This is a genomic window from Nonomuraea sp. SYSU D8015, assembly GCF_008065375.1.
Lineage (GTDB): Bacteria > Actinomycetota > Actinomycetes > Streptosporangiales > Streptosporangiaceae > Nonomuraea.
Genome location: NZ_VJYI01000003.1, coordinates 766,407 through 788,788 on the forward strand (window position 1 = coordinate 766,407; position 22,382 = coordinate 788,788).

General features: G+C 69.3%; 24 protein-coding genes. 16 read left to right on the forward strand and 8 right to left on the reverse strand.

Going from position 1 to position 22,382, the window contains the following annotated elements; all coding sequences use genetic code 11:
* Nucleotides 1-3 precede the first annotated feature (3 nt).
* Nucleotides 4-1,674: a thiamine pyrophosphate-binding protein gene (locus ID574_RS18860; protein WP_188190177.1), complete on the reverse strand. Its 1,671-nt coding sequence runs from the start codon at nucleotides 1,672-1,674 to the stop codon at nucleotides 4-6.
* A 413-nt stretch (nucleotides 1,675-2,087) separates the two neighbouring features.
* On the opposite strand from ID574_RS18860, the gene ID574_RS18865 reads away from it, so the two are divergent.
* From ID574_RS18865 to ID574_RS18885, 5 genes are all read left to right on the forward strand, one after another.
* The gene (locus ID574_RS18865; RefSeq protein WP_188190178.1) at nucleotides 2,088-3,065 is read left to right on the forward strand and encodes a 2-dehydropantoate 2-reductase; all 978 of its coding nucleotides are present in this window, start codon (nucleotides 2,088-2,090) and stop codon (nucleotides 3,063-3,065) included.
* Nucleotides 3,066-3,340: 275 nt separating this feature from the next.
* Nucleotides 3,341-4,270, forward strand: a complete 930-nt coding sequence (locus tag ID574_RS18870) for a metal ABC transporter substrate-binding protein (RefSeq protein WP_223166836.1) — start codon at nucleotides 3,341-3,343, stop codon at nucleotides 4,268-4,270.
* Entirely contained in the window at nucleotides 4,267-5,046 is a 780-nt protein-coding gene (locus tag ID574_RS18875) for a metal ABC transporter ATP-binding protein (protein ID WP_188190179.1), read from the forward strand. Before ID574_RS18870 ends, ID574_RS18875 begins: the two co-directional genes overlap by 4 nt.
* Complete coding sequence (locus tag ID574_RS18880) at nucleotides 5,046-5,912, forward strand: metal ABC transporter permease (protein WP_223166857.1); 867 nt, start codon at nucleotides 5,046-5,048, stop codon at nucleotides 5,910-5,912. The genes ID574_RS18875 and ID574_RS18880 overlap by 1 nt, the downstream gene beginning before the upstream one ends.
* The gene (locus ID574_RS18885) at nucleotides 5,909-6,301 is read left to right on the forward strand and encodes a Fur family transcriptional regulator (RefSeq protein WP_188190181.1); all 393 of its coding nucleotides are present in this window, start codon (nucleotides 5,909-5,911) and stop codon (nucleotides 6,299-6,301) included. Before ID574_RS18880 ends, ID574_RS18885 begins: the two co-directional genes overlap by 4 nt.
* On the opposite strand, the gene ID574_RS18890 is transcribed toward ID574_RS18885, so the two are convergent.
* On the reverse strand, nucleotides 6,238-7,161 hold the full coding sequence (locus ID574_RS18890) for a DMT family transporter (RefSeq protein ID WP_188190182.1): 924 nt from the start codon (nucleotides 7,159-7,161) through the stop codon (nucleotides 6,238-6,240). The genes ID574_RS18885 and ID574_RS18890 overlap by 64 nt on opposite strands.
* 92 nt (nucleotides 7,162-7,253) lie before the next feature.
* Between ID574_RS18890 and ID574_RS18895 the strand changes: the two genes are divergently transcribed.
* The gene (locus ID574_RS18895) at nucleotides 7,254-7,781 is read left to right on the forward strand and encodes a CGNR zinc finger domain-containing protein (protein ID WP_336245523.1); all 528 of its coding nucleotides are present in this window, start codon (nucleotides 7,254-7,256) and stop codon (nucleotides 7,779-7,781) included.
* 431 nt (nucleotides 7,782-8,212) lie between these two features.
* Here the strand turns inward: ID574_RS18895 and ID574_RS18900 are convergent, their stop codons facing one another.
* On the reverse strand, nucleotides 8,213-8,707 hold the full coding sequence (locus ID574_RS18900; protein WP_223166837.1) for a pyridoxamine 5'-phosphate oxidase family protein: 495 nt from the start codon (nucleotides 8,705-8,707) through the stop codon (nucleotides 8,213-8,215).
* A gap of 64 nt (nucleotides 8,708-8,771) precedes the next feature.
* The gene (locus ID574_RS18905) at nucleotides 8,772-9,551 is read right to left on the reverse strand and encodes an alpha/beta fold hydrolase (protein ID WP_188190185.1); all 780 of its coding nucleotides are present in this window, start codon (nucleotides 9,549-9,551) and stop codon (nucleotides 8,772-8,774) included.
* A gap of 199 nt (nucleotides 9,552-9,750) precedes the next feature.
* Here ID574_RS18905 and ID574_RS62815 point away from each other — a divergent pair, with 199 nt between their 5' ends.
* The 4 genes from ID574_RS62815 (at nucleotide 9,751) to ID574_RS18925 (ending at nucleotide 12,776) form a co-directional block, all read left to right on the forward strand.
* Nucleotides 9,751-9,891 carry an NUDIX domain-containing protein gene (locus ID574_RS62815; RefSeq protein WP_223166858.1) on the forward strand — a complete coding sequence of 47 codons (141 nt, stop codon included), beginning with the start codon at nucleotides 9,751-9,753 and terminating at the stop codon, nucleotides 9,889-9,891.
* Nucleotides 9,892-10,227: 336 nt separating this feature from the next.
* Nucleotides 10,228-10,815, forward strand: coding sequence for an alpha/beta fold hydrolase (locus tag ID574_RS18915; RefSeq protein ID WP_223166838.1), 588 nt, complete (start codon nucleotides 10,228-10,230; stop codon nucleotides 10,813-10,815).
* Nucleotides 10,816-10,974: 159 nt separating this feature from the next.
* The gene (locus ID574_RS18920; RefSeq protein ID WP_188190187.1) at nucleotides 10,975-11,568 is read left to right on the forward strand and encodes a PadR family transcriptional regulator; all 594 of its coding nucleotides are present in this window, start codon (nucleotides 10,975-10,977) and stop codon (nucleotides 11,566-11,568) included.
* Complete coding sequence (locus ID574_RS18925; RefSeq protein ID WP_188190188.1) at nucleotides 11,565-12,776, forward strand: FAD-dependent monooxygenase; 1,212 nt, start codon at nucleotides 11,565-11,567, stop codon at nucleotides 12,774-12,776. The genes ID574_RS18920 and ID574_RS18925 overlap by 4 nt, the downstream gene beginning before the upstream one ends.
* On the opposite strand, the gene ID574_RS59785 is transcribed toward ID574_RS18925, so the two are convergent.
* The 3 genes from ID574_RS59785 to ID574_RS18940 all read right to left on the reverse strand — a co-directional run bounded on the left by ID574_RS59785 (nucleotide 12,763) and on the right by ID574_RS18940 (nucleotide 15,279).
* Nucleotides 12,763-13,074 carry an undecaprenyl diphosphate synthase family protein gene (locus ID574_RS59785; protein WP_442939309.1) on the reverse strand — a complete coding sequence of 104 codons (312 nt, stop codon included), beginning with the start codon at nucleotides 13,072-13,074 and terminating at the stop codon, nucleotides 12,763-12,765. The two genes, ID574_RS18925 and ID574_RS59785, sit on opposite strands and share 14 nt — an antisense overlap.
* Before the next feature lie 129 nt (nucleotides 13,075-13,203).
* Nucleotides 13,204-14,337 carry an acyl-CoA dehydrogenase family protein gene (locus tag ID574_RS18935; RefSeq protein ID WP_188190190.1) on the reverse strand — a complete coding sequence of 378 codons (1,134 nt, stop codon included), beginning with the start codon at nucleotides 14,335-14,337 and terminating at the stop codon, nucleotides 13,204-13,206.
* A 12-nt stretch (nucleotides 14,338-14,349) separates the two neighbouring features.
* Nucleotides 14,350-15,279 carry an acyltransferase domain-containing protein gene (locus tag ID574_RS18940; protein WP_188190191.1) on the reverse strand — a complete coding sequence of 310 codons (930 nt, stop codon included), beginning with the start codon at nucleotides 15,277-15,279 and terminating at the stop codon, nucleotides 14,350-14,352.
* A 136-nt stretch (nucleotides 15,280-15,415) separates the two neighbouring features.
* On the opposite strand from ID574_RS18940, the gene ID574_RS18945 reads away from it, so the two are divergent.
* On the forward strand, nucleotides 15,416-16,111 hold the full coding sequence (locus ID574_RS18945) for a response regulator transcription factor (protein WP_188190192.1): 696 nt from the start codon (nucleotides 15,416-15,418) through the stop codon (nucleotides 16,109-16,111).
* A gap of 16 nt (nucleotides 16,112-16,127) precedes the next feature.
* On the opposite strand, the gene ID574_RS18950 is transcribed toward ID574_RS18945, so the two are convergent.
* On the reverse strand, nucleotides 16,128-16,910 hold the full coding sequence (locus ID574_RS18950) for an AfsR/SARP family transcriptional regulator (RefSeq protein WP_188190193.1): 783 nt from the start codon (nucleotides 16,908-16,910) through the stop codon (nucleotides 16,128-16,130).
* Nucleotides 16,911-17,256: 346 nt separating this feature from the next.
* Between ID574_RS18950 and ID574_RS18955 the strand changes: the two genes are divergently transcribed.
* From ID574_RS18955 to ID574_RS18975, 5 genes are all read left to right on the forward strand, one after another.
* Nucleotides 17,257-18,465, forward strand: a complete 1,209-nt coding sequence (locus ID574_RS18955; RefSeq protein WP_188190194.1) for a sensor histidine kinase — start codon at nucleotides 17,257-17,259, stop codon at nucleotides 18,463-18,465.
* Nucleotides 18,443-19,111 (forward strand): response regulator, encoded by a 669-nt coding sequence (locus ID574_RS18960; RefSeq protein WP_223166839.1) that lies wholly within the window; start codon nucleotides 18,443-18,445, stop codon nucleotides 19,109-19,111. Before ID574_RS18955 ends, ID574_RS18960 begins: the two co-directional genes overlap by 23 nt.
* 161 nt (nucleotides 19,112-19,272) lie before the next feature.
* Nucleotides 19,273-20,205, forward strand: coding sequence for an ABC transporter ATP-binding protein (locus ID574_RS18965; protein ID WP_188190196.1), 933 nt, complete (start codon nucleotides 19,273-19,275; stop codon nucleotides 20,203-20,205).
* Nucleotides 20,202-21,020 (forward strand): ABC transporter permease subunit, encoded by an 819-nt coding sequence (locus ID574_RS18970; protein WP_188190197.1) that lies wholly within the window; start codon nucleotides 20,202-20,204, stop codon nucleotides 21,018-21,020. Before ID574_RS18965 ends, ID574_RS18970 begins: the two co-directional genes overlap by 4 nt.
* Before the next feature lie 95 nt (nucleotides 21,021-21,115).
* Nucleotides 21,116-22,381 carry a beta-ketoacyl-[acyl-carrier-protein] synthase family protein gene (locus tag ID574_RS18975; protein ID WP_188190198.1) on the forward strand — a complete coding sequence of 422 codons (1,266 nt, stop codon included), beginning with the start codon at nucleotides 21,116-21,118 and terminating at the stop codon, nucleotides 22,379-22,381.
* Nucleotide 22,382: the final 1 nt, after the last annotated feature.

The following is a 22,382-nucleotide window of genomic DNA, read 5'->3' on the forward strand; positions in this document are numbered from 1 at the left end:
TCCCTACTTGTACATCGTCTGGTTCATGGTTCCGGGGGCGTAAACCTCTGGGTCGACCCAGACGTTGATCAGCGAGGGCTTGCCCGACTCCCGCGCCCGCTCCAGCGCGGGGCGGATCTCGGCCGGGTCGCGCACCTCCTCGCCGTAGCCGCCGAGGAGCTTGGCGAAGTCGCCGTAGCGGACGTCGCCGAGGGTGTTGCCGACGCGGGCGCGCTGCTCGCCGTACTTGGCCGCCTGGCCGTACCTGATCTGGTTCATGGACGAGTTGTTGCCGATGACGCCGATGAACGGCAGGTTGAAGCGGACCATGGTCTCGAAGTCCCAGCCGGTGAGGCTGAAGGCGCCGTCGCCGAACAGGCACAGCACCTCCTTGTCGGGCCGGGCCTGCTTGGCGGCCATCGAGAACGCCACGCCGACGCCGAGCGTGCCGAGCGGTCCCGGGTCCATCCAGTGACCGGGCGACTTGGGCTGGACGACCTGTCCGGAGAAGGTGACGATGTCGCCGCCGTCGCCGATGTAGATCGTGTCCTCGGTGAGGAACTCGTTGATCTCGTGGACGAGGCGGTACGGGTCGATGGGCTGGGCGCCGGACAGCTGGCGGGGCAGCCGCTTCTCGTACGCCTGGGTCTCGACCGCGCGCAGCTCGTCCATCCACGCCTTGCGCTTGGCGGCGGCGTCCCCGATGCGGCCGCTGGCGGCCTGGGCGGCGGCGGAGAGGATGAGGCCGGCGTCGCCGACGATCCCCAGGTCGATGTCCCTGTTCTTGCCGACGGTGCGGTAGTCGAGGTCGATCTGCACCACGGTCGCCGTCGGGGAGAGCCGCTTGCCGTAGCCCATCCGGAAGTCGAACGGGGTGCCGACGATGATGATCAGGTCGGCCTCGGTGAAGGCGTAGCGGCGGCTGAGCTGGAAGTGGTGCGGGTCGCCGGGCGGGAGCGTGCCGCGCCCCGAGCCGTTCATGTACGCGGGCACGTTGAGCCCGCGTACGAAGTCGATGGCCGCGTCGGTGGCCCGGCAGGTCCAGACCTGGCTGCCGAGCAGGATGCACGGCTTCTCGGCGTGGGCGAGGAGGTCGGCCAGCCGCTCGATCGCCTCGGGGTCGCCCTGCTGGCGGGTGGAGGCCCGGTAGTGGCCGGCCTTGGGGATGCGCGCCTTCTCCATGGGGACCTTCGCGTCGAGCACGTCACGCGGGATCTCCAGGAACGAAGGGCCGGGAGCGCCGTGGTAGCACTCGCGGAAGGCCATCGACACGATGTCCGCCACCCGTTCGGTGCTGGGCACCGTGGCGGCGAACTTGGTGATCGGGGTCATCATGTCCACGTGCGGCAGGTCCTGGAGTGAGCCCATCTTGTGCTGGCTCAGCGCACCCTGGCCGCCGATGAGCAGCATCGGGCTCTCCGCGCGGAACGCGTTCGCCACGCCGGTCACCGCGTCGGTCGTGCCGGGTCCGGCGGTGACGACCGCGCAGCCGGGCTTGCCGGTGATGCGGGCGTAGCCGTCGGCGGCGTGCGCGGCAACCTGTTCGTGGCGTACGTCGATGACCTCGATGCCCTCATCGACGCAGCCGTCGTAGATATCGATGATGTGGCCGCCACAGAGCGTGTAGATCACGTCCACGCCTTCGGCCTTGAGTGCCTTGGCTACGAGATGACCGCCAGAGATCGTTTCCGACATTGTGCCACCCTTTCCCGGCGACTGTCTTCCGCATACTGCATACCGTATGAGCCCAATGGTTACCCTCTTGTTAACGGCCTGTCTAGACCCCAGGGGGCAACTCGATCAGCTCCATCTGCTCTCCCGCCCACCCCGGAGGGACCACGGCCAGCGCGTCCGCCAGCGCCGCCCCCAGAGGGACCCGGGCCGGTCATGGCCCAGGAGCACGGCTCCCTTGCCGGACCTCCGAGGGAGGCGGCGAGCCGGGCGCCACAGGCGTCACCACCGCGCCCGCCCCAGCACGACCGCGCCCTCGGGGATGACCTTTCCACCACTGGTCCATGCCGCACAACGGTCACAGGCACACTCCTTGACCCACGTTTTTCCATACTGTATACGGAATACACGATCCGACGCGAGAACGGAGCGCGAGCATGAAGGTCGCTGTTCTTGGCGCCGGCGCCATCGGCGCATACGTGGGGGCCGCCCTCCACCGGGCGGGAGTCGAGGTGCACCTCATCGCGAGAGGCGAGCACCTGCAGGCGATACGCCGCGCCGGTGTGCGGGTGCTCTCCCCCAGGGGCGATTTCTCCGCCCATCCCCATGCCACCGACGACCCCACCGAGGTCGGGCCGGTGGACCACGTCTTCCTGGGCCTCAAGGCGAACAGCTACGCCTCCGCAGGCTCCATGATCAGGCCGCTTCTGCACGAGACCACGAGCATCATCGCCGCGCAGAACGGCATCCCGTGGTGGTACTTCCACGGGCTCAAGGGCCCCTACGAGGGCTACCGCATCGAGAGCGTCGACCCGGGCGGCGCGGTGACGGCCGCGTTGCCGCTGCACCGGGCCGTCGGCTGCGTCGTGTACGCGGCCACCGAGATCGAGCGTCCAGGCGTGATCCGCCACCTGGAGGGCACCCGCTTCTCCATCGGCGAGCCGAACGGCGAGCTGTCCGAGCGCTGCCTCTCCTTCAGCCGGGCCGCGATCGAGGGCGGCCTGAAGTGCCCCGTCGAGCGTGACCTGCGCCGCGACGTGTGGATCAAACTCATGGGAAACATCGCCTTCAACCCGATCAGCGCGCTGGCGCGGGCGACGATGGCCGGGATCTGCCGCCACGACGGCGCCAGGGAGCTGGTCGTGGCCATGATGCGGGAGACGGTGGACGTGGCCAGGCGGGTGGGCTGCGACCCGGGGATCTCCATCGAGCGCCGGCTGAGGGGCGCGGAGAAGGCGGGCGAGCACAAGACGTCCACGCTCCAGGACCTGGAGAAGGGCAAGCCGCTGGAGCTCGACGTGCTCCTCGCGGCGGTGGTCGAGCTGGCCGACCTCACCCGCGCCGAGGTGCCCACGCTGCGTGCGATCCACGCGGTGAGCGACCTGCTCAACGAGAACCTTGTCCGTGCGGTCTAGCTCAGAATACCGTAGATTGTATACCGAATGGAGAGCTTATGGGCTATGACCGCCTGACCCGTTACCCCGGCGAGCGGCGGATCAGCGTCACCCCTGGCGTCGGCAATGGCTCTGCCGGCGCACGTCCACCGGGGTGATGAGCGGGATGCCGTACGGCGTCGCCTAGCCCCCGTGCGCCGTCCGGCATCCCCGCTACTGTATTTTGACAACCATTTTCATTTTGGCGCATACTGACTCATATGATGTCAGGATTTTCCCGGTCGTACGCTGCTGGTTTGCTGGCGGCGGCCCTGCTCGCCACCGCCGCCTGTGGGTCCGGCACGGCTCAGACCACCACTTCCTCCTCCACCACGACGACGTCCAGCGCCAAGCCCGAGGTGGTCGCCGCCTTCTACCCGCTTCAGTGGCTGACCGAGCAGGTCGGGGGGTCCGACGTCCAGATCACCACGCTCACCGCGCCCGGCGTCGAGCCGCACGACCTGGAGCTGGGTCTCCAGCAGGTGAGCGACATCCAGAAGGCCGCGCTCACCGTCTACATCAAGGGCGTCCAGCCGGCCGTGGACGACGCGGTCGAACCGGACAAGAGCTTCGACGCCGCCACCGCCGTCAAGACCCTGCCCGCCGGCGAGCATGCCGAGGAAGAGGGCCACGCGGAGGAGGCCCACGCCGAGGAGGAGCACGGCCACGAGGAGGCCGGCTACGACCCGCACATCTGGCTCGACCCCTCCCGCCTGGCCACCGTCGCCACCAAGCTCGGTGAGCGCTTCGCCGCTGTGGACGCCGCGCACGCGCAGGCGTACAAGGACCGCGCCGCCAAGACGGCGGCCGAGCTCGGCACGCTCGACCAGGAGTTCACCAAGGGCCTGAGCTCGTGCAAGGCCAAGACGCTGGTCACCGCCCACGAGGCGTTCGGCTACCTCGCCGACCGCTACAAGCTCAAGCAGGTCGGCATCACCCTCGACCCCGAGCAGGAGCCGTCGCCCGCGCGCCTGTCCGAGGTGGCCAAGGTCGCCAAGGCGGAGGGCGTGACCACGATCTTCACCGAGGCCCTGGTCAGCCCGAAGGTGGCCGAGGTGCTCGCGAGCCAGGTCGGCGCCAAGACCGCCGTGCTGGACCCGCTGGAGAGCAAGCCCTCGGGGGACTACCTGTCCGCCATGCGCGATAACCTCAAAACGTTGCAAACAGCACTGGGGTGTACGGCATGAGCGAAACGGCCTTCGCGATGACAGACGGCCAGGTCTCCTATGACGGCAAGCCCGTACTGAAGGGGATCGACCTGACCGTCCGTTCCGGGGAGGTCGTGGCCCTTCTGGGCGCCAACGGCTCGGGCAAGTCGACGCTGGTGCGTGCGCTGCTCGGCCTCACGCCGCTGAGCGGCGGCACGACGTTGATCTACGGCTCTCCGCCCGCCAGGTTCCGCGACTGGTGGCGCATCGGGTACGTCCCGCAGCGGCTCCAGGTCGGCGGCGGCGTGCCCGCCACCGTGCGGGAGGTCGTGGCCTCCGGCCGCATCGCCCGGCAGAGCCGGCTCCGCAGGACCAGTGCGGCCGACCGGACGGCCGTGGCCGAGGCGATCGAGACCGTCCGGCTGACCGGCCGCGCGAACGACCCCGTCCAGTCGTTGTCCGGCGGCCAGCAGCAGCGGGTGCTCATCGCCCGCGCGCTGGCCGGGGAGCCGGACACGTACGTGATGGACGAGCCGACCGCCGGCGTGGACGCCGAGACCCAGCAGCTGCTCGCCGACACGCTGTCCGGGCTGGTGCTCGGCGGCAAGACGGTGGTGCTGGTCGCGCACGAGCTCGGCCCGCTGGAGCCGCTCATCACGCGGGGCGTCGTGATCCGCGAGGGCCTCGTCGCGCACGACGGGCGCCCGCCGCGCCCGGAGGGGGACTGCGCGCGGCCCGGGCACGACCACCAGCACCGGCACGCCGTGGAGCCGGTGGCGGGGCCGCTCACCGGGTGGCAGGGGGAACCAAGGTGATCTTCGAGCTTCTGCAGGAGCAGCTCTTCCAGCTCGCGCTCGTCGCGGCGCTGCTGGTGGGGCTGTGCGCGCCCGCCGTGGGGACGTTCATCGTGCAGCGCCGGCTGGCGCTGCTGGGCGACGGCATCGGGCACGTGGCGCTGACCGGCGTGGCCCTGGGCTTCCTGACCGGCTCGGCGCCGGTGCTGACCGCCGTGATCGTGTCCGTCGCCGGGGCCGTGGCCATCGAACTGGTCAGGGCGCGCGGGCGGACCAGCGGCGACGTGGCGCTGGCCCTGCTGTTCTACGGGGGGATAGCGGGCGGCGTCATGCTCATGGCCATCGCGCCGGGCGGCAGCAACGCCAAGCTCAACTCCTACCTGTTCGGCGCCATCGCCAGCGTCACCCCCGAGGACATCGGGGTCATCGCCGCGCTGGCCGTCGCCGTGATCGGGGTGGTGCTGATCTTCGGCAGGGAGTTGTTCGTGCTGTGCCAGGACGAGGAGATGGCCAGGGCCAGCGGCCTGCCGGTGCGCTTCCTCAGCCTGCTGATCGCCGTCACGGCCGCGCTCACCGTCGTCATCGCCATGCGCGTGGTCGGGCTGCTGCTGGTCAGCGCGCTGATGGTGATCCCGGTGGCCACCAGTCAGCAGCTGACCCGCGGGTTCCGTACGACGATGGGGCTGGCCATGCTGTTCGGCGTACTCGCGTCGGTGGGCGGGCTGCTGGCCTCCACCGTCTCCACCAAGGTGCCTCCGGGTGCCGCGATCGTGCTACTTGCCCTTGCCGGCTTCGTCCTGGCCCTCGGTGTCGGTAAATTCGTACGGCGAGGCCGTACCGAGGAGTCGAGAGTGAGCCCAAGAATGCGCGTCGAGGAGGTCGCATGACGACGAGACGCGATGCCGTGCACGACACCCTCCGCAGGAGCGAGGGCTTCCGCAGCGCGCAGGACGTCTATGCCGAGATGCGCCTGCACGGCGCCAAGATCGGCCTGACCACCGTCTACCGCGCCCTGCAGGCGCTGGCCGACAGAGGCGAGGTCGACGTGCTCCGCACCGACGAGGGCGAGTCGGTCTACCGGGCGTGCGCCACCGAGGCCCACCACCACCACCTGGTCTGCCGCCGGTGCGGGCGCACCGTCGAGGTGGCAGGGCCCGCCGTCGAGCGCTGGGCCGAGGCGGTCGGCAGCGAGCACGGGTTCACCGAGATCACTCACACGGTCGAGGTCTTCGGCACCTGCTCGTCGTGCTCCACGGCGCCGGCCAAGGCCGGCTGAGGCGGCCTGCGGGAGCCGTAGAGCACGCCCAGCACGATCACGACGCACCCGGCGAGCTGCAGCGTCGACGGCCGCTCGCCGAGCGCCACCGCCGACAGCGCCACGGTGGTCATGGGCTGGATGAGCAGCAGCAACGCGGTGAGCGCGGCCGGCTGCCTGGGCAGCGAGAACGAGATCAGCGACCACCCCAGCACCTGCGGGCCCAGCGCGAGCAGCAGGAGCCACGCGTGCGCCGGCCAGCTCGGGGTGAAGTCGGCGCCGCCGAAGAGCGGGCTGAGCACGGCGATGCTGATGGCGGCCACGACGGTCGCGTGCGCGAGCGGCCCGGCGGCCCGATCGGACCCGCCCTTCATCAGCAGCAGGAACGCGGCGTAGGAGACGGACGTGGCGATCCCGGCGAGCACCCCCATGACCGGATCGCTCCCGTATGCGGCGCTGTCGAAGACCCCGGAGATCAGCACCACGCCGCCGAACACCACCGGCGTCGCCACCATCAGCCGCGTGGACGGCCGTTCCCTGAACAGCGCCCAGGCGGCGAACGCCACGATGAACACCTGAAGGTTCCCCAGCACCGTGGCCAACCCCGCGCCCACGTAGTCGATGGCGTGATGCCAGAACAGCAGGTCGAGCGCGAACACCACGCCGACCGGCCAGGCGTAGAGCAGCGCTCTGCGCGGCATCGGGCCGAGCCTGCGCCGCTCCAGCCAGGCCAGGACGAGCATCGGGGGGATGGCGTACGCGCAGCGGAACAAAGCAGACGTCGCAGGCGATACACCGGAGAGCCGGACCAAGGGTGCGGAGGTGGAGATGACGAGCGCACCAACAATCGCGATGAGCACGATACGGCGATGTGCACTCACAGAAACCCCCGGGTGCCCACGTAGGAGATACAGTGCGACAACGCTAGAACCCGGCGCGGACAGGAGTCAACATGCCGTTTGGCCATGACATGGTGCATTCTTTGGGCACCGTTGTGGAGTTGGTCAACACCTCGCCCTCCACCGGCGGCGACGAAGGCCTGTCCAGCCTGGCCGACCTGCAGGCGTTCGTGGAGTCACGCCAGATCAGCGGCGTGGTCAAGCTCACCCCCCGCGACCTGGGCCAGGTCCGGATGGTGCGGGAGGCGTTCCACCGCGTCTTCACGGCCCCCGACCAGGCGACGGCCGTACGCACCCTGAACGCCCTGCTCGCCGAGACCCGCATCACCCCCCGCCTGACCGAACACGACGGCCACCCGCTCCACGTCCACTACTTCGCCGCGGACGCCACGCTCGCCGAGCACGTGGCCGCCGACTGCGGGGTGGCGCTCGCGCACCTGCTGGTGGAGGGCGAGGCCGAACGCCTGCGCACCTGCTCGGCCCCCGACTGCGACCGCGTTTTCGTGGACGAGTCCCGCAACCGGTCGCGCGTCTACTGCGACAGCCGCACGTGCGGGAACCGCATGCACGTAGCGGCCTACCGCGCCCGCCGCCGCGCCTAGGGAGCCCCAGGCGACATGGCTCGCACCCCACAGCAATCCCACCAACGGACTGAGAAGGTGAGCATCACGGTTCCCTCTGATGTCGCGGCCGAACTCCGCGCCAGGGCGGGCCACGGCAACGTCTCGGCCTACGTCACCCATGCTCTGGTGCGGCAATTGGAACACGACCGGCTCGGCGATCTCTTGCTGGAATTGGAAGAAGGGCTGCCGAGAGCGGCGGCGGACAGGACGATGTATGTGCGCCTCAAGGCTGCATATCTTGAGGGTCGGCGCGTAGTAACTTCCGCCGCCATCCTCGCCGAGACGCTTCGGGGTGGGGCGCGTGACGCGGGCGTCCACCGCGTGCTTCAAGGTCGGCTGATCTTACACAACCACGTACCGCGCTCAGGTGAGGAGGTGCGGGTGGCACGCCGCCAGCGGGCAGCGTCCTTTCACCCGCCCATGACCTCCGGGAGCCGGCTCTGGAAGTCGAGGACGCCGACCCAGGTGGGACGCAGGGCTATGCGGGCCATCTTGGTGTCCGGATGGTCGGCCTGGGCGACGTAGCCCGCGCCACCCTCCTCGCCGAGGAAGCGGCGTGCCGCCTCGGCCTGCTCCGGCACCATGCCTGCCATCTCGGTGATCGAGACCCGGCCACGGAGCAGGAGCACCTGCGGGGGCTGGGGCTCGGTGTCGATGGTGATGGCGACGTCGGGGTTGGCGCGCAGTGCGCGAAGGCGGTACGGGGGACGGTGGATCCCGATCGGCGGGCAATGGACGTACGTGGCCATCACCAGCTCCTCGCCTGTCCAGACGTACCAGGTCGACATCACGCGGGGCGTGCCGTCGGTGGCGATGTAGGCCAGGCGGGCCGGGATCGTCGAGTGCAGCAGTCGTTGCGCGAGGTCGGTCTCGAGCAGCCGTACATCTCCTTGCGGAAAGTCCATGAGCATCTCCTTGTGATGGTTCGCGAGTGTTGATCTGGATGGCACCAGAAACTCCGCGCCGGCCTCAAGGGGTGCCGCGACCGCGGAAGAAGTCGGCCACCACCGGGGCGAGATCCTTGTCCGGCACGCCGTGCCATCCGCCGGGCAGGCTGCGGCCGGTGCCGTTCGGCAGGGCCGTGACCAGCGCGGCCGTGCCTTCCGTGAGGAAGTCGGTGCTGCCCTGGCTGTCGAGGACCAGAGTGGGGGTGCGTACCGATCTGAGCAGGTCGTACGTCGTCGCAATGGAGATCTCGAGGTCGTAGACGAAGGTGTGGGCGACGGCTTCCAGGCCGGGCATCGGCTCGGTGAGCATCTCGGGCGGTACGCCGACGGCGGTCAGGAACCGGTCGACCGCATCGGCCCGGCGGCCGGAGGAGACGAGGGCGGCGATCTCGGCGGCGAATGCGGTGTCCGGGGGCTCGTTCTCGGCGCGTACCGGCGGCTCGAAGAGGGCGAGCTTCTCGATGGGGAGCCCGGCGGCCGCGGCGTGCAGGGCCAGCAGGGCTCCCGAGGAGAAGCCGTACACCAGGGCGGATCCGCCGGCCGCGGCGATCACGGCGGCCAGGTCGCCGATCTCGCGTCCCACCGCGTACGGCGGGGTGTCGCCGCTCCTCCCCCGGCCCCGGCGATCGTAGGTGTGGACGGTGAACCACTCGGCCAGCAGGGCGCCGAGGCCCCGGATGTTGTCGAAGCCGGAGTAGCCGCCGGCGGGGTCGATCATGACCAGCGCCGGACCGCTGCCGGATCGTTCGTAGGCGATCTCCGTGCCGTCGGCCGATCGTACGGTTGCCTCTACGGTCTCCATGAGGTCCTCCTGGGCATGGGCGTCGTCGTCGATGTACGGACTCCGGCGCGACCCCGGAATCGTCGCTCAGGACGTCGCCTATTCTCGCGACCATGCCGGATCCGATCGCGCGTGCCGCCGCCCGTGTCCTGCTCGTGGACAACCGTGACCGGATCCTGCTGTATCGGGCCGTGATGTGGACGACGACCGGCGAACACGGGTGGTTCACGCCGGACGCGGCGTTCGGGACGGCGAGACACCGGCGGTGGCGGCCGCGCGTGAGCTGCGAGAGGAGATCGGGTACCGCGTCCGGCCCACGCGTACGTGCCGGGGCACGGTGGCCGCGCCGGGGATAGCGTGAGAGGCATGGAGGTGCTCAGCGACGTCATCGCCGCCATGCGGACGGGACGGCCCCGTCACGAGGCCACCGGCTGGGCCGCGGCGCTGCGCGACCCGGCGGGCCGTCCGCCGCGACCCGGCGCACCCATGGACGATCCCGTCGCCGGCGGCCATGGCCGGGTTGTCGCGCACGGCGTTCGCGCAGCGGCTCACCGCGACGCGGAAGTTCGGCACGGCTCCCGGTCGTTGCCGGAACGGACTCGACGGTCTCCGTGAGGTGGCAGATGGCTGAGGGCGCGCTCAAGCACGGGCTGCCGTACTACACGGTGGGCTCGGGAAGGCCGCTGGTGGTGCTGCGGTGGTTCGCGCCGGAGCCGACATCGCCACCCAGCACGCCGAGGCCCTGGCCGAGCGGTTCGGCGAGCCCGTGGACGTGCTGGGCATGTCGTCCGGCGGCTCGCTGGCGCTGCAACTGGCCGCCGACCACCCCGAGGCCGTCCGCCGGCTGGTGGTGGCCGGGGCGGCGTACACGCTGACCCCGCTCACCCGCGAGGTGCAGCGGCGCTACACCGAGGCGGTGGCGGCCGGCCGCCGCGGCGCGCACCACCAGGCGCCGGTGGTGGGCAGGACGGCGCTCACCAGGGCGCTGATCCGGCCCCTGATGTGGCTCGCCGACCCTCTGATGCGCCCCGCCGACCCTCTCGACATGCTGCGCTTCGCCCAGGCCGAGGACTCCTTCGACGTGCGTGACCGGCTCGCCGGCATCACGGCGCCCACGCTGGTCGTCGGCGGCGAGCGCGATCTGGCCTACTCCGTGGAGCTGTTCAGGGAGACGGCGGAGCTGCTGCCGGACGCGCGCCTGATCATCTACCCCGGCACAGGTCACCTCGGGACGTTCAGCCACGGACGCTTCGCCGGCGACGTGGCGGCCTTTCTCGGCGGCTAGGCACGGGCGGCGCGTCGGCCCACCGGCCCTTCGAGTGCGCCCGGCTGGAACCAGTGACACCGCCAGAGCCGTATAGTCGGAATCATATAGTTGGTGTTGACTATATAGGGCTGACTAGTTCATGCTGACTAAGGACGACGCAGCGTGAATGGAACAGAGATGAAGCAGCGCAAGGTGACCAACCCGCTGGCTCTGGCGGTGCTGGCCGAGCTGGTGGTCGAGCCCATGCATCCCTACGAGATCGGGCGGCGCCTCAAGGCACACCAAACCGACCAGGCCATCAAATACAACCAAGGCTCGCTCTACATGGTCGTCAAGCAGCTGACGAAGGCAGGCTTCATCGCCTCCCAGGAGACGGTCCGCGACACGCTGCGGCCGGAGCGCACCGTCTACACCCTCACCGACGAGGGCAGGCGCGAGCTGTTCGACTGGCTGAGCGACCTGGTCGCCCATCCGGTCAATGACCACCCCCAGTTCGGGGTCGCCCTGTCGCTGATGAGCGTGCTGCCGCCCGCCGAGTCGGTCCGGCTGCTCACGGAGCGGCTGGAACGCCTCGCCACCCAAGCGGAGCAGATCCGTCAGAGCAGGCAGAAAGCTCTGGACGACGGAGTCCTGTGGGTGTTCCTGATCGATGACGACTACCGGCTGTCCCTGCTGGAAGCCGAGCGTCAGTTCGTCACCGAGCTCATCGAGTCATTGAAGCAGCCGGCCTACATGCGGGCATGGCAGGAGACGTTAGGGAGCCAGACATGACATCAGTCCGGAAAGCGCTGGTCATCGGCGGCGGCGTGGCCGGTCCCGCGGCGGCGATGGCATTACAGAAGGCCGGCATCGAAGCGGCGGTCTACGAGGCGTACGCCGACCCGGCCGACGACGTCGGCGTGTTCCTCACCGTCGCCACCAACGGCATCGACGCGTTGCGCACGATCGGCGCGGACAGGGATGTCGTGGCCGCCGGTTTCCCCACCCCTAAGATCAGCCTGCACAACAGCGGCGGCAAGTATTTGGGCGGCACCAACACCGGCGCGACCCTGCCGGACGGCACCGAGAGCCAGACCATCCGCCGTGCCGTCCTCTACCGCATCCTGCAGGACGAGGCCGTCAGGCGGGGCATCCGCATCGAGGGCGGCAAGCGCCTGGTCGCGGCCCAGCGGACCTCCGACGGCGTGCACGCGGTCTTCGAGGACGGCACCGAGGCCACCGGCGACATCCTCATCGGCGCCGACGGGATCGACTCCACCGTACGCAAGATCATCGACCCCGCCTCCCGGCCGCCGCACTACACCGGCCTGATCAACCTCGGCGGTTACACCGACGGAGTCCCGGTCGACACCGAATCGTGCAGCTACAGCATGATGTTCGGCAAGCGCGCCTTCTTCGGCTACGCCGTCCTGCCCAGCCGCGAAGTGTGGTGGTACGCGAGCCTTCCGCACCCGAAGGAGCCCCAGAAGGGCGAACTCGACGCCGTGGACGGGCTGGGCTGGCAGCGCAAGCTGATCAGCTTCTTCGAGCACGACTCCGGTCCCGCGGTCGAGCTCATCAAGAAGACCCGCAACCCTGAAAACCTGCGTGCCACGACCACCCGGTCCGTGCCCAACCTGGCGACCTGGTACAACGACCGCATGGTCGTCATCGGCGACGCCGCCCACGCTCCCACGCCCACCTCGGGGCAGGGCGCCTCGCTGTCCATCGAGGACGGCGTGGTCCTGGCGAAGTGCCTACGCGACCTGCCCAGCCCGGAGCGGGCGTTCGCCGCGTTCGAAAAGCTTCGCCGGCCGCGCGTCGAGAGCATCATCAAGGTCGCCGGCAGCATCAACAACAACAAGGCCCCTGGCCCGCTCGGCGCGGCCATCAGGGACGCGTTCACCCCGATCGTCATGAAGCTGATGGCCAACAGCAAGTTCATGATGTCGCAGTACGACTACCACATCGAGTGGGACGAGGCCGTCAAGGCCGCGTGACCCAGGCTGCCGCGTAGCCCGGGATCGTCTCCTTCCCACAGGTCCCGGCGTCGAAGTCCGGCCACAGCCGGGCGAGGAACACCATCTCGGCGCAGGCCGACTGCCACAGCAGGAAGTCGGAGAACCGCCGCTCCCCCGACGACCGCACGAACAGGTCGACCTCGGGGATCTCGGGCTCGTCCAGGTAGCGGGCGAACACCTTCTCGTTGACCTTGCCCGGCTTGACGCGGCCCGCCGCGAGGTCCGCGGCCGGCTGGTGGCCGGAGGTGGTGACGGCGACCACCCACCATGTCAGCACGTCCCTGTGGAGAGCGGGGCCGGCCGGCGCGGCGAGTCGGGGCGAGGATCTCCGGGCGGATCGCCCGGCCGCCGCGGCCGAGCCGGCTCCGTAAGCACGTGCTGGTCGTGTCGATCGCGGAGAGCTCATTCAACTTCTGCCCGTATCGCCGAGCACATGCCGGCGTGTCTGGATCGCCTGGGCGTACAGACCGCTGGTGAAGTCGAAGCGCAGTGCCGTGTGAGAGGTGGCGCTCAGGACGTCCCGCCAATGGCGCTGCAGTTCGCTCGTGTCCCGCTGAGCCTGGCTGCCCCCCGACTCGAACAGCCGGTTGGCGGCGGAGCGAATCAACTCGGCCGCGAGTGAGGCGTCACGGGCGTTGCGCACGCCGTCTTCTTGCGTGCAGCCGCCCACGTCGGCCACATCGGTGGCCCGCTCGGTGATCAGATGCGCCGCGCCGAGCTCCGCGCCGGAGCGGGCCAGTGTCTGCTGAAGCGGCGGCGGGAGACTCGATCCCGATTTGGCGAACATCCAGCCGGTCCATGCCTGCAGCATCGCTCTGGCGGACCCGAGGGCCGGTGTCGCGAACAACGGGCCGGCCACGGCCGCCAGAGGCGTCCGGTGGCAGACCGCGTCCGAGTGCTCGCTGTGCCCGTGGAACACCGTGGTGTGCAACACGGCACGGTAATGAGGGACGAAGACGTTCTCCGCCACCGCGGTGTTGCTGCCGGTGCCGCGCATGCCCAGGTTGAACCACGTGTTCCGGATCTGGAAGGCGTCGCGGGGCACTGCGAAGAAGGTCGGCGGGCCGTCCGGCAGGGTGGCGCACAGCAGAGCCCAGTCCGAGAAGTCGACCGCGCTCATGAAGTGCCACTCGCCCGAAAGCCGCCAGCCGCCGGGCACCGCCTCCACGGTGCCCGACGGGACGAGTGCCGCCGCGATCGCCGCGTCTGGCCCGTCCTGCCAGATCTCCGCCTGCCCCTCGGCCGGGAGATAGGCCGCCATGCGGCCGGAGGTCGCCAGGATCAGCGCGCACCAGGCCGCCGAGGCGCACGACTCCCCCACGGTGAGGAGGGCCCGGCGCAGTTCGGTGAACGTCGCCTCCTGCCCGCCGTGCTTCGCGGGGACGAAGTGACGGGCGAAGCCGGCGTCGAGGATCGCCGTGACGACGTCCTCCGGCAGGCGTCTTTCCTCCTCCGCTTCAGCGGCCCGCTCACCGGCGAGCTTGGCGACTGCGGCCGCTGCTTCGAGCAACCCCGTTTCGATGGCTGATTGATTGGTCATGTTCTCTCTCCTTCAGGTGGAGGCCATCATGGTGAATGCGTCCGGCCCGAGCGCGATCACGTCGCTGCCGCCCTCGCCGACCGCGTGGTGCCGTCTGGCCAGGGGCGCGAGCTGGGTGAGGCAGGCCTCGACGAGGGTGTACTGACCCTCGGTGAGCAGGCCGTCGAGCGCGGGCCAGAACAGCACCGGCTCCGCGAGTTGCATGGCCCAGAACGAGGGCGTCACAGCTTCCTCGGCCGTCACCCACCGTCCGGTCCGGCAGGAGCGCACGGGGATGGCCGGGGGCCGCAGGCGTATGTTCTCCAGACAACGTCGAAGCGCCTCGGCGGCGGGCAGCAGCACGGGACTGTGAAAGGGCTGGAGCGCGCGTACTCTGCGGCACATGAGGCCCTTGCCACGCAGCGTTTCCTCGGCTGCGGTCAGCTCGGGCTCCGGGCCGGACACGATGCACTGTCGCGGCGCGTTCCAGGCACCGATCACGACGTCTCCGCCGAGATGGGGCGCGAGATCGTCGGGCGAGGCGGCGACGGCGAGCATGCCGCCGGGAGGCATCAGCCTCGCCGCGTCCGCCCGGCGGCACATCAGCTCGGCGCCGTCGGCCAGGCTGAACACCCCGGCGAGCGCCGCGGCCGCCAGCTCCCCCGCGCTGTGCCCGAGCAGCGCGTGCGGCCATACCCCGCAGTCGGCCAACGCGCGGCCGATCGCGTAGTCCACCGCGAACAGCAAGGGCTGGGCACGGGTGACGTCGTCGATCGGCACCCGTGGCGCGTCGGCCAGCCAGTCGTCACGCAGCTCGGCGCCGCGGGCTCCGCAGGCGTCGAAGAACTCCTCCATCGCCGAGGTGAAGGCCGGCTGGGTGCCGTACAGATCGGCGGCCATGCGCGGGAACTGCGCGCCCTGGCCGGGCAGAAGCAACGCTACGCGCTGCCTGATCTCTCGCATGCGGCCACTTTGCGCGGCCGCCCTCGAGCAAGGCTCGAGCCGGACTCGATAGTTGATGACAGTGCGATGTGCGGGCCGTAACAGAGCGGCCTGACAGGGTGGAACTGGAGCGTCTCAAGGGAGGGAGTTCTTTCGGATGGGGGCCTCGGACGCGACAGAAGGCATCGGCGTCGTTCTCGGCGTGGACCATGTGATCTTCAGGGAATGCCTCAGGGATTGGATCGGCCGGACCCACGGGATAACCGTGGTGGGGGAAGCGCGCTCACCGGCCGACGTGCTGCAGATGGCCGCAGATGTGCGGCCGGACGTGCTGGTGCTCAGCGCAAGCAGTGACAGGTCGTCGGCGGAGCTGTACGTCGTGAGGGAGTTACGGCGGCAGTTGCCCGATATGAAGATCGTGGTCCTGTCCTTGAGACATGACGCCGCTGTGGAGGAGTTGCTCGACCACGGCGCGCATTGGTGTCTCCAGGCGACGAGCACCCGGGCCGATCTGGTGCTGGCTCTGCGCAACGTCGTTCACATGGGCGACGACCCGCCACCGCGGCGCCGTCAGCCTCAGCGGCAGGAGGGAGACGAGCCTGAAGGCCGGCCACACTGGCCGGCCTGCCTTTCCCCACGTGAGGAGGAAGTGCTGGAGCTGGTCTCCCTGGCGTTGAGCAATGCGCAGATCGGCGCGCGGCTGTCCATCACCGAGGGGACGGTGAAGCGGCATCTGCGCAACATCTACGGCAAGCTCGGCGCCGTGTCACGCATCGATGCGGTCAACAAGGCAGCACGCCTCTCTCTCCTGCGGACGTTCCCAGGGAAGGCGCACTGCCTCGGCGTACGTTGAGGCGGCGGAGATCGGGTCAGGCGGGGACGGCCAGAGCGCTCCTGCCCTGGAGCACCTCACGGTGGAGACGCTGGACCGCGGGCGAGGGATCCAGGCCCAGCTCGCGGGAGAGGATCTCGCGGAGATCCTGGTAGGCGGTCAGCGCCTCACCGCGCCGCCCCGCCTGGCTGAGCACGGTGATGAGCTGGGCATGCAGCCATTCGTGCAGCGGATTCTCCGCGATCAGGCTCCTGAGCTCGCCGATCAGCTCGCGATGCCGTCCCAGGTGTATGTCGGCCTCGATGCGCAACTCAAGGGCGTGCATGCGGCGCTCGGCCAAATGGACGACGTGAGAGCGGAGAAGGGGACCCTGCGTGACGTTGGCCAGAGGCGGCCCCTGCCAGAGGTTGAGGGCCTCCCGCAGATTGTTCGAAGCCGCCTCGTGCTGACCCCGGCGCAGGAAGCCGTCCGCCTGGGCGACCAGATGGTCGAACCGGTCCTGGTCCAGTTGGTCCTGGTCGATGAGGATGGTGTAGCCGAAAGGCTTGGTCAGTAACAACTCGCGGCCCGACCCGATGAGCTTCTCTCGCTGGATCAGGTTGCGCAAGTGGTAAATGTAGGTCTGTGTGGTGGTGAGCGCGCTCTTCGGCGGGTTGCCGCCCCAAAGTTCTTGGACGATGGAATCGACCAGCACCAGTCGATTGGCGGAAACCAGCAGCAGGGCGAGCAGCTGACGCACTTTCGGCGCACTCGGCGTGCAGGCCCTGCCGCCGTGCACCACCTCCATCGGCCCCAGCACACTGAATCTCGTCTTGGTCATCTCGTCTCCCCGTGAGTAGGCGGAACGCGACATCCGGCGGCCGTAGTGCTGCAATCCTCACGGAGAATATAACAACGCGGAAGATGCGCGGAATGTCATGCCTCTAAAGAGGTAGCGCCGCCGATCAGAAGCCCGGCCCGCCAAGGGCGAATAACACGCCGAGCCCACGTTAAATCCAGATGTCTTCGCAGCTGACATGGATAGCCCACGGGTAAATGGTTTAAGATCCAACTGCTTAGAACCCTATCAATGGGAGCGTTAAAGTGGATCGTACGACACAGACAGTATTTGCCGGGTACTGCAATTGCAGTAGGCCGATTGGCTTGACGGCCGTTATTGTGGCGACGTGAGTCCGCGTCACATTTGGCGCCGTATTGTTCGCCTTCCCCCGCTCGTCGTCGACGTCCTCGCCGGGGCCGCCGTGGCCGCCCTGGCTCTGCTCCTGCCTCCGCTCGAGGGCTCGGTGTCCGAGGAGGGACCGCTGCTGGTCTTGGCGGCGTTGCTGGGAGTCTCCGTCGCCATCAGACGGCCGCTCCCACTCCCGGCCCTGCTTCTGGCCCTCGCGGTCACCACGTTGGCCGACCCGCTCAACATCATGGAGCCGACCATGACCGCGGTCGTGCTCACCGCCTACACCGTCGGCGCCGTGAGCGAGCGGCGGACCGCGGTCACCGTGGCGATCGCGGGCGCGATCCTCCTCGTCGCCGGATACTCCATCATCGAGTCGGTGTTCGCGCTGGAGTCGCAGAGCGGGCCCATGCCGTTCATCGCCGCGGCGCTGGCGGGAATCGCCGTCGGTCAGGCGACCACGACGCGACGGCAACTGGTCGTGGCGCTGGAGGAGCGGGCCCGGCGTGCCGAGCTGGCGCTGGAGGAGGAGGCGCGGCGCCGGGTCGTCGAGGAGCGCATGCACATCGCACGAGAGGTCCACGACCTGGTCGCCCACCACATCTCCGTCGTGAACGTGCAAGCCGGTGTCGCCGCCCACCTCCTGCGAGGGCAGCCGGACGCGGCCGAAGAGGCGCTGGTCGAGGTCAGGAGGGCCAGCCGTACCGTGCTCAATGAGCTCAGCGCGGTCCTTGACGTGCTGCGGGGCTCGGGCGACGCGCAGGCTCCGCTCGAGCCGTTGCCGGGGCTGGCCGACCTTGACCGCCTCTTCGACTCCTTCGCCGGCACCGGGCTGCGGGTGGACAGGACCGTCTCGGGTGTGCCGCACACGCTCCCGCCGGCCGTCGACTTGTGTGCCTACCGGACATTCCAGGAATCGCTCACCAACGCCCGCAAGTACGGGCGCGGGCTCGTCCGTGTGGCGATGACCTTCACGGATGAGGAGCTGATCATCGATGTGCGCAACGAGTGCGCCGAGGCGGGCGGAGGCGACGACACGGGCTCGGGGCACGGATTGATCGGAATGCGGGAGCGTGTCGCGTCGGTGGGCGGCGTCCTCAGCGTGGGGCCGACGCGTACCGGGGAGTTCGCCGTGCGGGCGCGGCTGCCGTTGGCGGGAAGCCATGTCACAGACAGGAGCCATGATGATCCGAGTATTGCTCGCTGACGACCAGACCCTGATCCGCAAGGGCTTCCGCTCGCTCATCGAGTCCGCGGCCGACCTGTGCGTGGTCGGCGAGGCCCATACCGGGGTGGAGGCCGTGAAGCTGGCCCGCGAAACCCGCGCGGACGTCGTCCTCATGGACATCCGGATGCCGGAGATGGACGGGCTGGCGGCGACCAAGGAGATCACCGCCGACGAAGACCTCGCCGGGGTCCGCATCCTGGTGCTGACCACGTTCGAGATCGACGAGTACGTCTTCCAGGCCCTTCGCGCAGGTGCGAGCGGCTTCCTCGGCAAGAGCGTGGAGCCGGGGGATCTGCTGGACGCGATCCGCGTCGTGGCCGCCGGCGACGCCCTGCTGTCGCCGAAGGCGACCAAGGGATTGATCGCCCGGTTCCTCAACCAGCCGGTCAAAGCCGATATCGCGGTCACCGACCTCCTGAAGGTGCTCACCGACCGGGAGCTTGAGATCGTCGCGCACGTGGCCACCGGGCGGTCCAACGACGAGATCGCCGAGGAGCTGTGCGTGTCGCCGTACACGGTGAAGACCCATGTCAACCGGGCCATGATGAAGCTGGGCGCCAGGGACAGAGCCCAGCTCGTCGTCATCGCCTACCAGACGGGGCTCGTCACTCTGCCCGGCGGCTAGTGCGCCGCCCAGCAGGCCCAGGAGGCCCTGTGGGAGATCCCTTGACTCATGCGGTCAGGATCACAGGCGAGGCATCCGCGCGGCGTCGTGCGGAGGCAGGCTCTCGCGGATACTGCGTATGGACGACGCCGACGAGATCCCGGCTCCTGCATGGTGAAACCATGATTGAAGTCACCAACCTCAAGAAGCGGTATGGGGACACGCTGGCCGTCGACTCCCTGACATTCACTGTCAGGCCGGGGATCGTCACGGGGTTCCTGGGTCCGAACGGCTCCGGCAAGTCCACCACCATGCGGCTCATCCTCGGCCTGGACGAGCCCACGGAGGGCGTCGCGCTGATCAACGGACGCCGCGCCCGCGAACACCCGGCACCGCTGCGTGAGATCGGCGCCCTTCTGGAGGCCAAGGCCGCCCACCCGGGCAGATCGGCGTTCAACCACCTGCTGTGCCTTGCCGCGACCAACGGGATCGCCAAGCGACGCGTCCACCATGTCCTGGAGTTGGTGGGACTGCAGGACGTCGCCCGTCAGCGAGCGGGCACCTTCTCCCTGGGCATGTCGCAACGGCTGGGCATCGCCTCGGCGCTGCTGGGCGACCCCTCGACCGTCGTGCTGGACGAACCCGTCAACGGCCTGGACCCCGAGGGCATCGTCTGGATCCGCGAACTGCTCAAGGGCCTGGCGGCGGAGGGACGTACCGTCTTCCTGTCCTCACACCTGATGAGCGAACTGGCGGAGACCGCGGAACACGTCATCGTGATCGGCCAGGGCAGGCTGATCGCCGACGAGCCCGTGGACACACTGATCAGGTCGGTGTCGGAGACGCGGCTGCGAGTCCTCGTGCGCACCCCCGATCCGGTCCGGCTCTGCAACCTGATCCAGCGCGCGGGTGTGACGATCACCCGCAGACACGACGGCGACGTGCTGGAGATCGAGGGCGTGCCCGCCGCGAAGATCGGTGACGAGGCCGCGCTCAACGGCATCCCCCTGCACGAGCTGAGGACCGAACAGGCGTCACTCGAGGAGGCGTTCATGCAGCTCACCAGCGGTGCGGTGGAGTTCCGCACTCCGCTCACCGTGGGGCGGGCCTCGTGACCGCCGCCACCCTCTCCGTGCCCGGCGTCAGCCTGTCCCGCGCGATCCACGCCGAGTGGATCAAGCTCAGGTCGGTCCGCTCCACCACCGTCGCCCTGCTGCTGTCCGTCATCGTCCTCATCGGCGTCGGCCTGATCGCCGCGAGCTCCATGGCCGAACCGCTCGCGACGGGAACCCTCGAAACCGACGGACCGCCCTTCCAGCCGACCACGGCGACCGGCGCGACCCTGGGCGGCGTCCCCTTCGCCCAGCTCCTCATCGGCGCGCTCGGGGTGCTCTACGTGTCGGTTGAGTACTCCACCGGGATGATTCGCGCCACGTTCTCCGCCGTGCCCCGGCGCCTCCCCGTGCTCTGGGCCAAGTGCATCGTCTTCGCCGGCGTCGTCTTCGCGCTGATGCTGGTCTCCACTCTCGTGGCGTTCTTCGCCGGCTCGGCGTTCCTCGCGGCCTATGACATCGCCCCGTCCCTGTCCGACCCCGGTGTCCTGCGCGCCGTGGTGGCCGCGCCGGTCTACCTGACCGGCGTCGGCGTGATGGCGATCGCTCTGGCCGCGCTCATGCGCAGCACCGCTCTTGCGGTCTCGGTCGTCTCGTTCGTCGTCTTCCTCCTCGACTCGCTGGTCGGCATGCTGCTGCCCGGCGAGATAGCCGACGTGATCACGCCGTACCTGCCGTCCACCGCCGGCAAGGCCTTCATGTCCGAGGTCCAGGTCGACGGCGTGCTTTCGCCGCTTCCGGGCTTCCTGGTGTTCTGTGCGTACCTCGTGGTCCTGGTGGGTTTCGCCGCCTATGCGCTCCACCGGCGAGACGCCTGATCAGAGCTTTCCAAGCGGTCTTCGAGCGGAGTTCGAGGACCGTCGCGCACTCTCCCCTGTGACAGCCGATGTCGCAGAGGGAGGGTGTGCGCCTCATGGACCGACGAACCGTGATCACCGGGATGGGGGTGCTCGCACCCGGTGGGGCGGGGACGAAGGATTTCTTCGAACTGCTGTCCTCCGGGCGGACGGCCACCCGCAGGATCTCGTTTTTCGACCCTTCGCCCTTCCGGTCTCAGGTGGCCGCCGAATGCGACTTCGACCCGGCGGCCGCGGGACTGACGCACCGGGAGACGCGGCGGATGGACCGCGCCACCCAGCTCGCGGTGGTCGCAGGACGTCAGGCGGTCGCGGACAGCGGCCTGGAGACCGATGAGCTGGACCCGCATCGGGTGGCGGTCAGCGTCGGCACCGCCGTCGGCGCGACCACCAGTCTGGAACGCGAGTACCTGGTTCTGTCCGACTCCGGTCGCGACTGGTTCGTCGATCCCGGCTACGCCTCGCCGCACCTGTTCGACTATTTCGTGCCGAGCGCCATCGCCGCCGAGATCGCCTGGCTCATCAGCGCCGAGGGACCGGCGGCCATCGTCTCCTCCGGGTGCACCTCCGGCCTCGATTCCGTCGGGTACGCCCACCAGCTGATCAAGGAGGGCACGGCCGACGTCGTCCTGACCGGCGCCACCGACGCGCCCATCTCGCCCATCGCCGTCGCCTGCTTCGACGCGATCAAGGCGACCACCCCGCGCAACGACGACGCCGAGCACGCCTCCCGCCCCTTCGACCTGACCCGGAACGGCTTCGTGCTCGGCGAAGGGGCTGCGATGCTCGTGCTGGAGGAGTACGAGCACGCACGCCGGCGGGGGGCGCGCATCATCGCCGAGATCAACGGCTACGCCACCCGGTGCAACGCCTACCACATGACCGGGCTCAAGCCCGACGGCCGGGAGATGGCCGAGGCCATCACGGCCGCGCTCGCCGAGGCGCGCATGGACGGCCGGGCCGTCGACTACATCAACGCGCACGGCTCAGGGACCAAGCAGAACGACAGGCACGAGACCGCCGCGTTCAAGCGAGCGCTCGGCGACCACGCCTATCGCACGCCCGTCAGCTCCATCAAGTCGATGATCGGGCACTCCCTGGGCGCCATCGGCTCGATCGAGATCGTCGCCTGCGCCCTCGCCATCGAGAACGACCTGGTCCCCCCCACTGCCAACCTGCATGAACGGGATCCGGAATGCGATCTCGACTACGTCCCGATCGAGGCGCGGGACCAGCGCGTGGACACGGTCTTGTCGGTGGGCAGCGGCTTCGGCGGCTTCCAGAGCGCCATGCTGCTCAGCCGGCTCGGGAACGGGAGCTGAG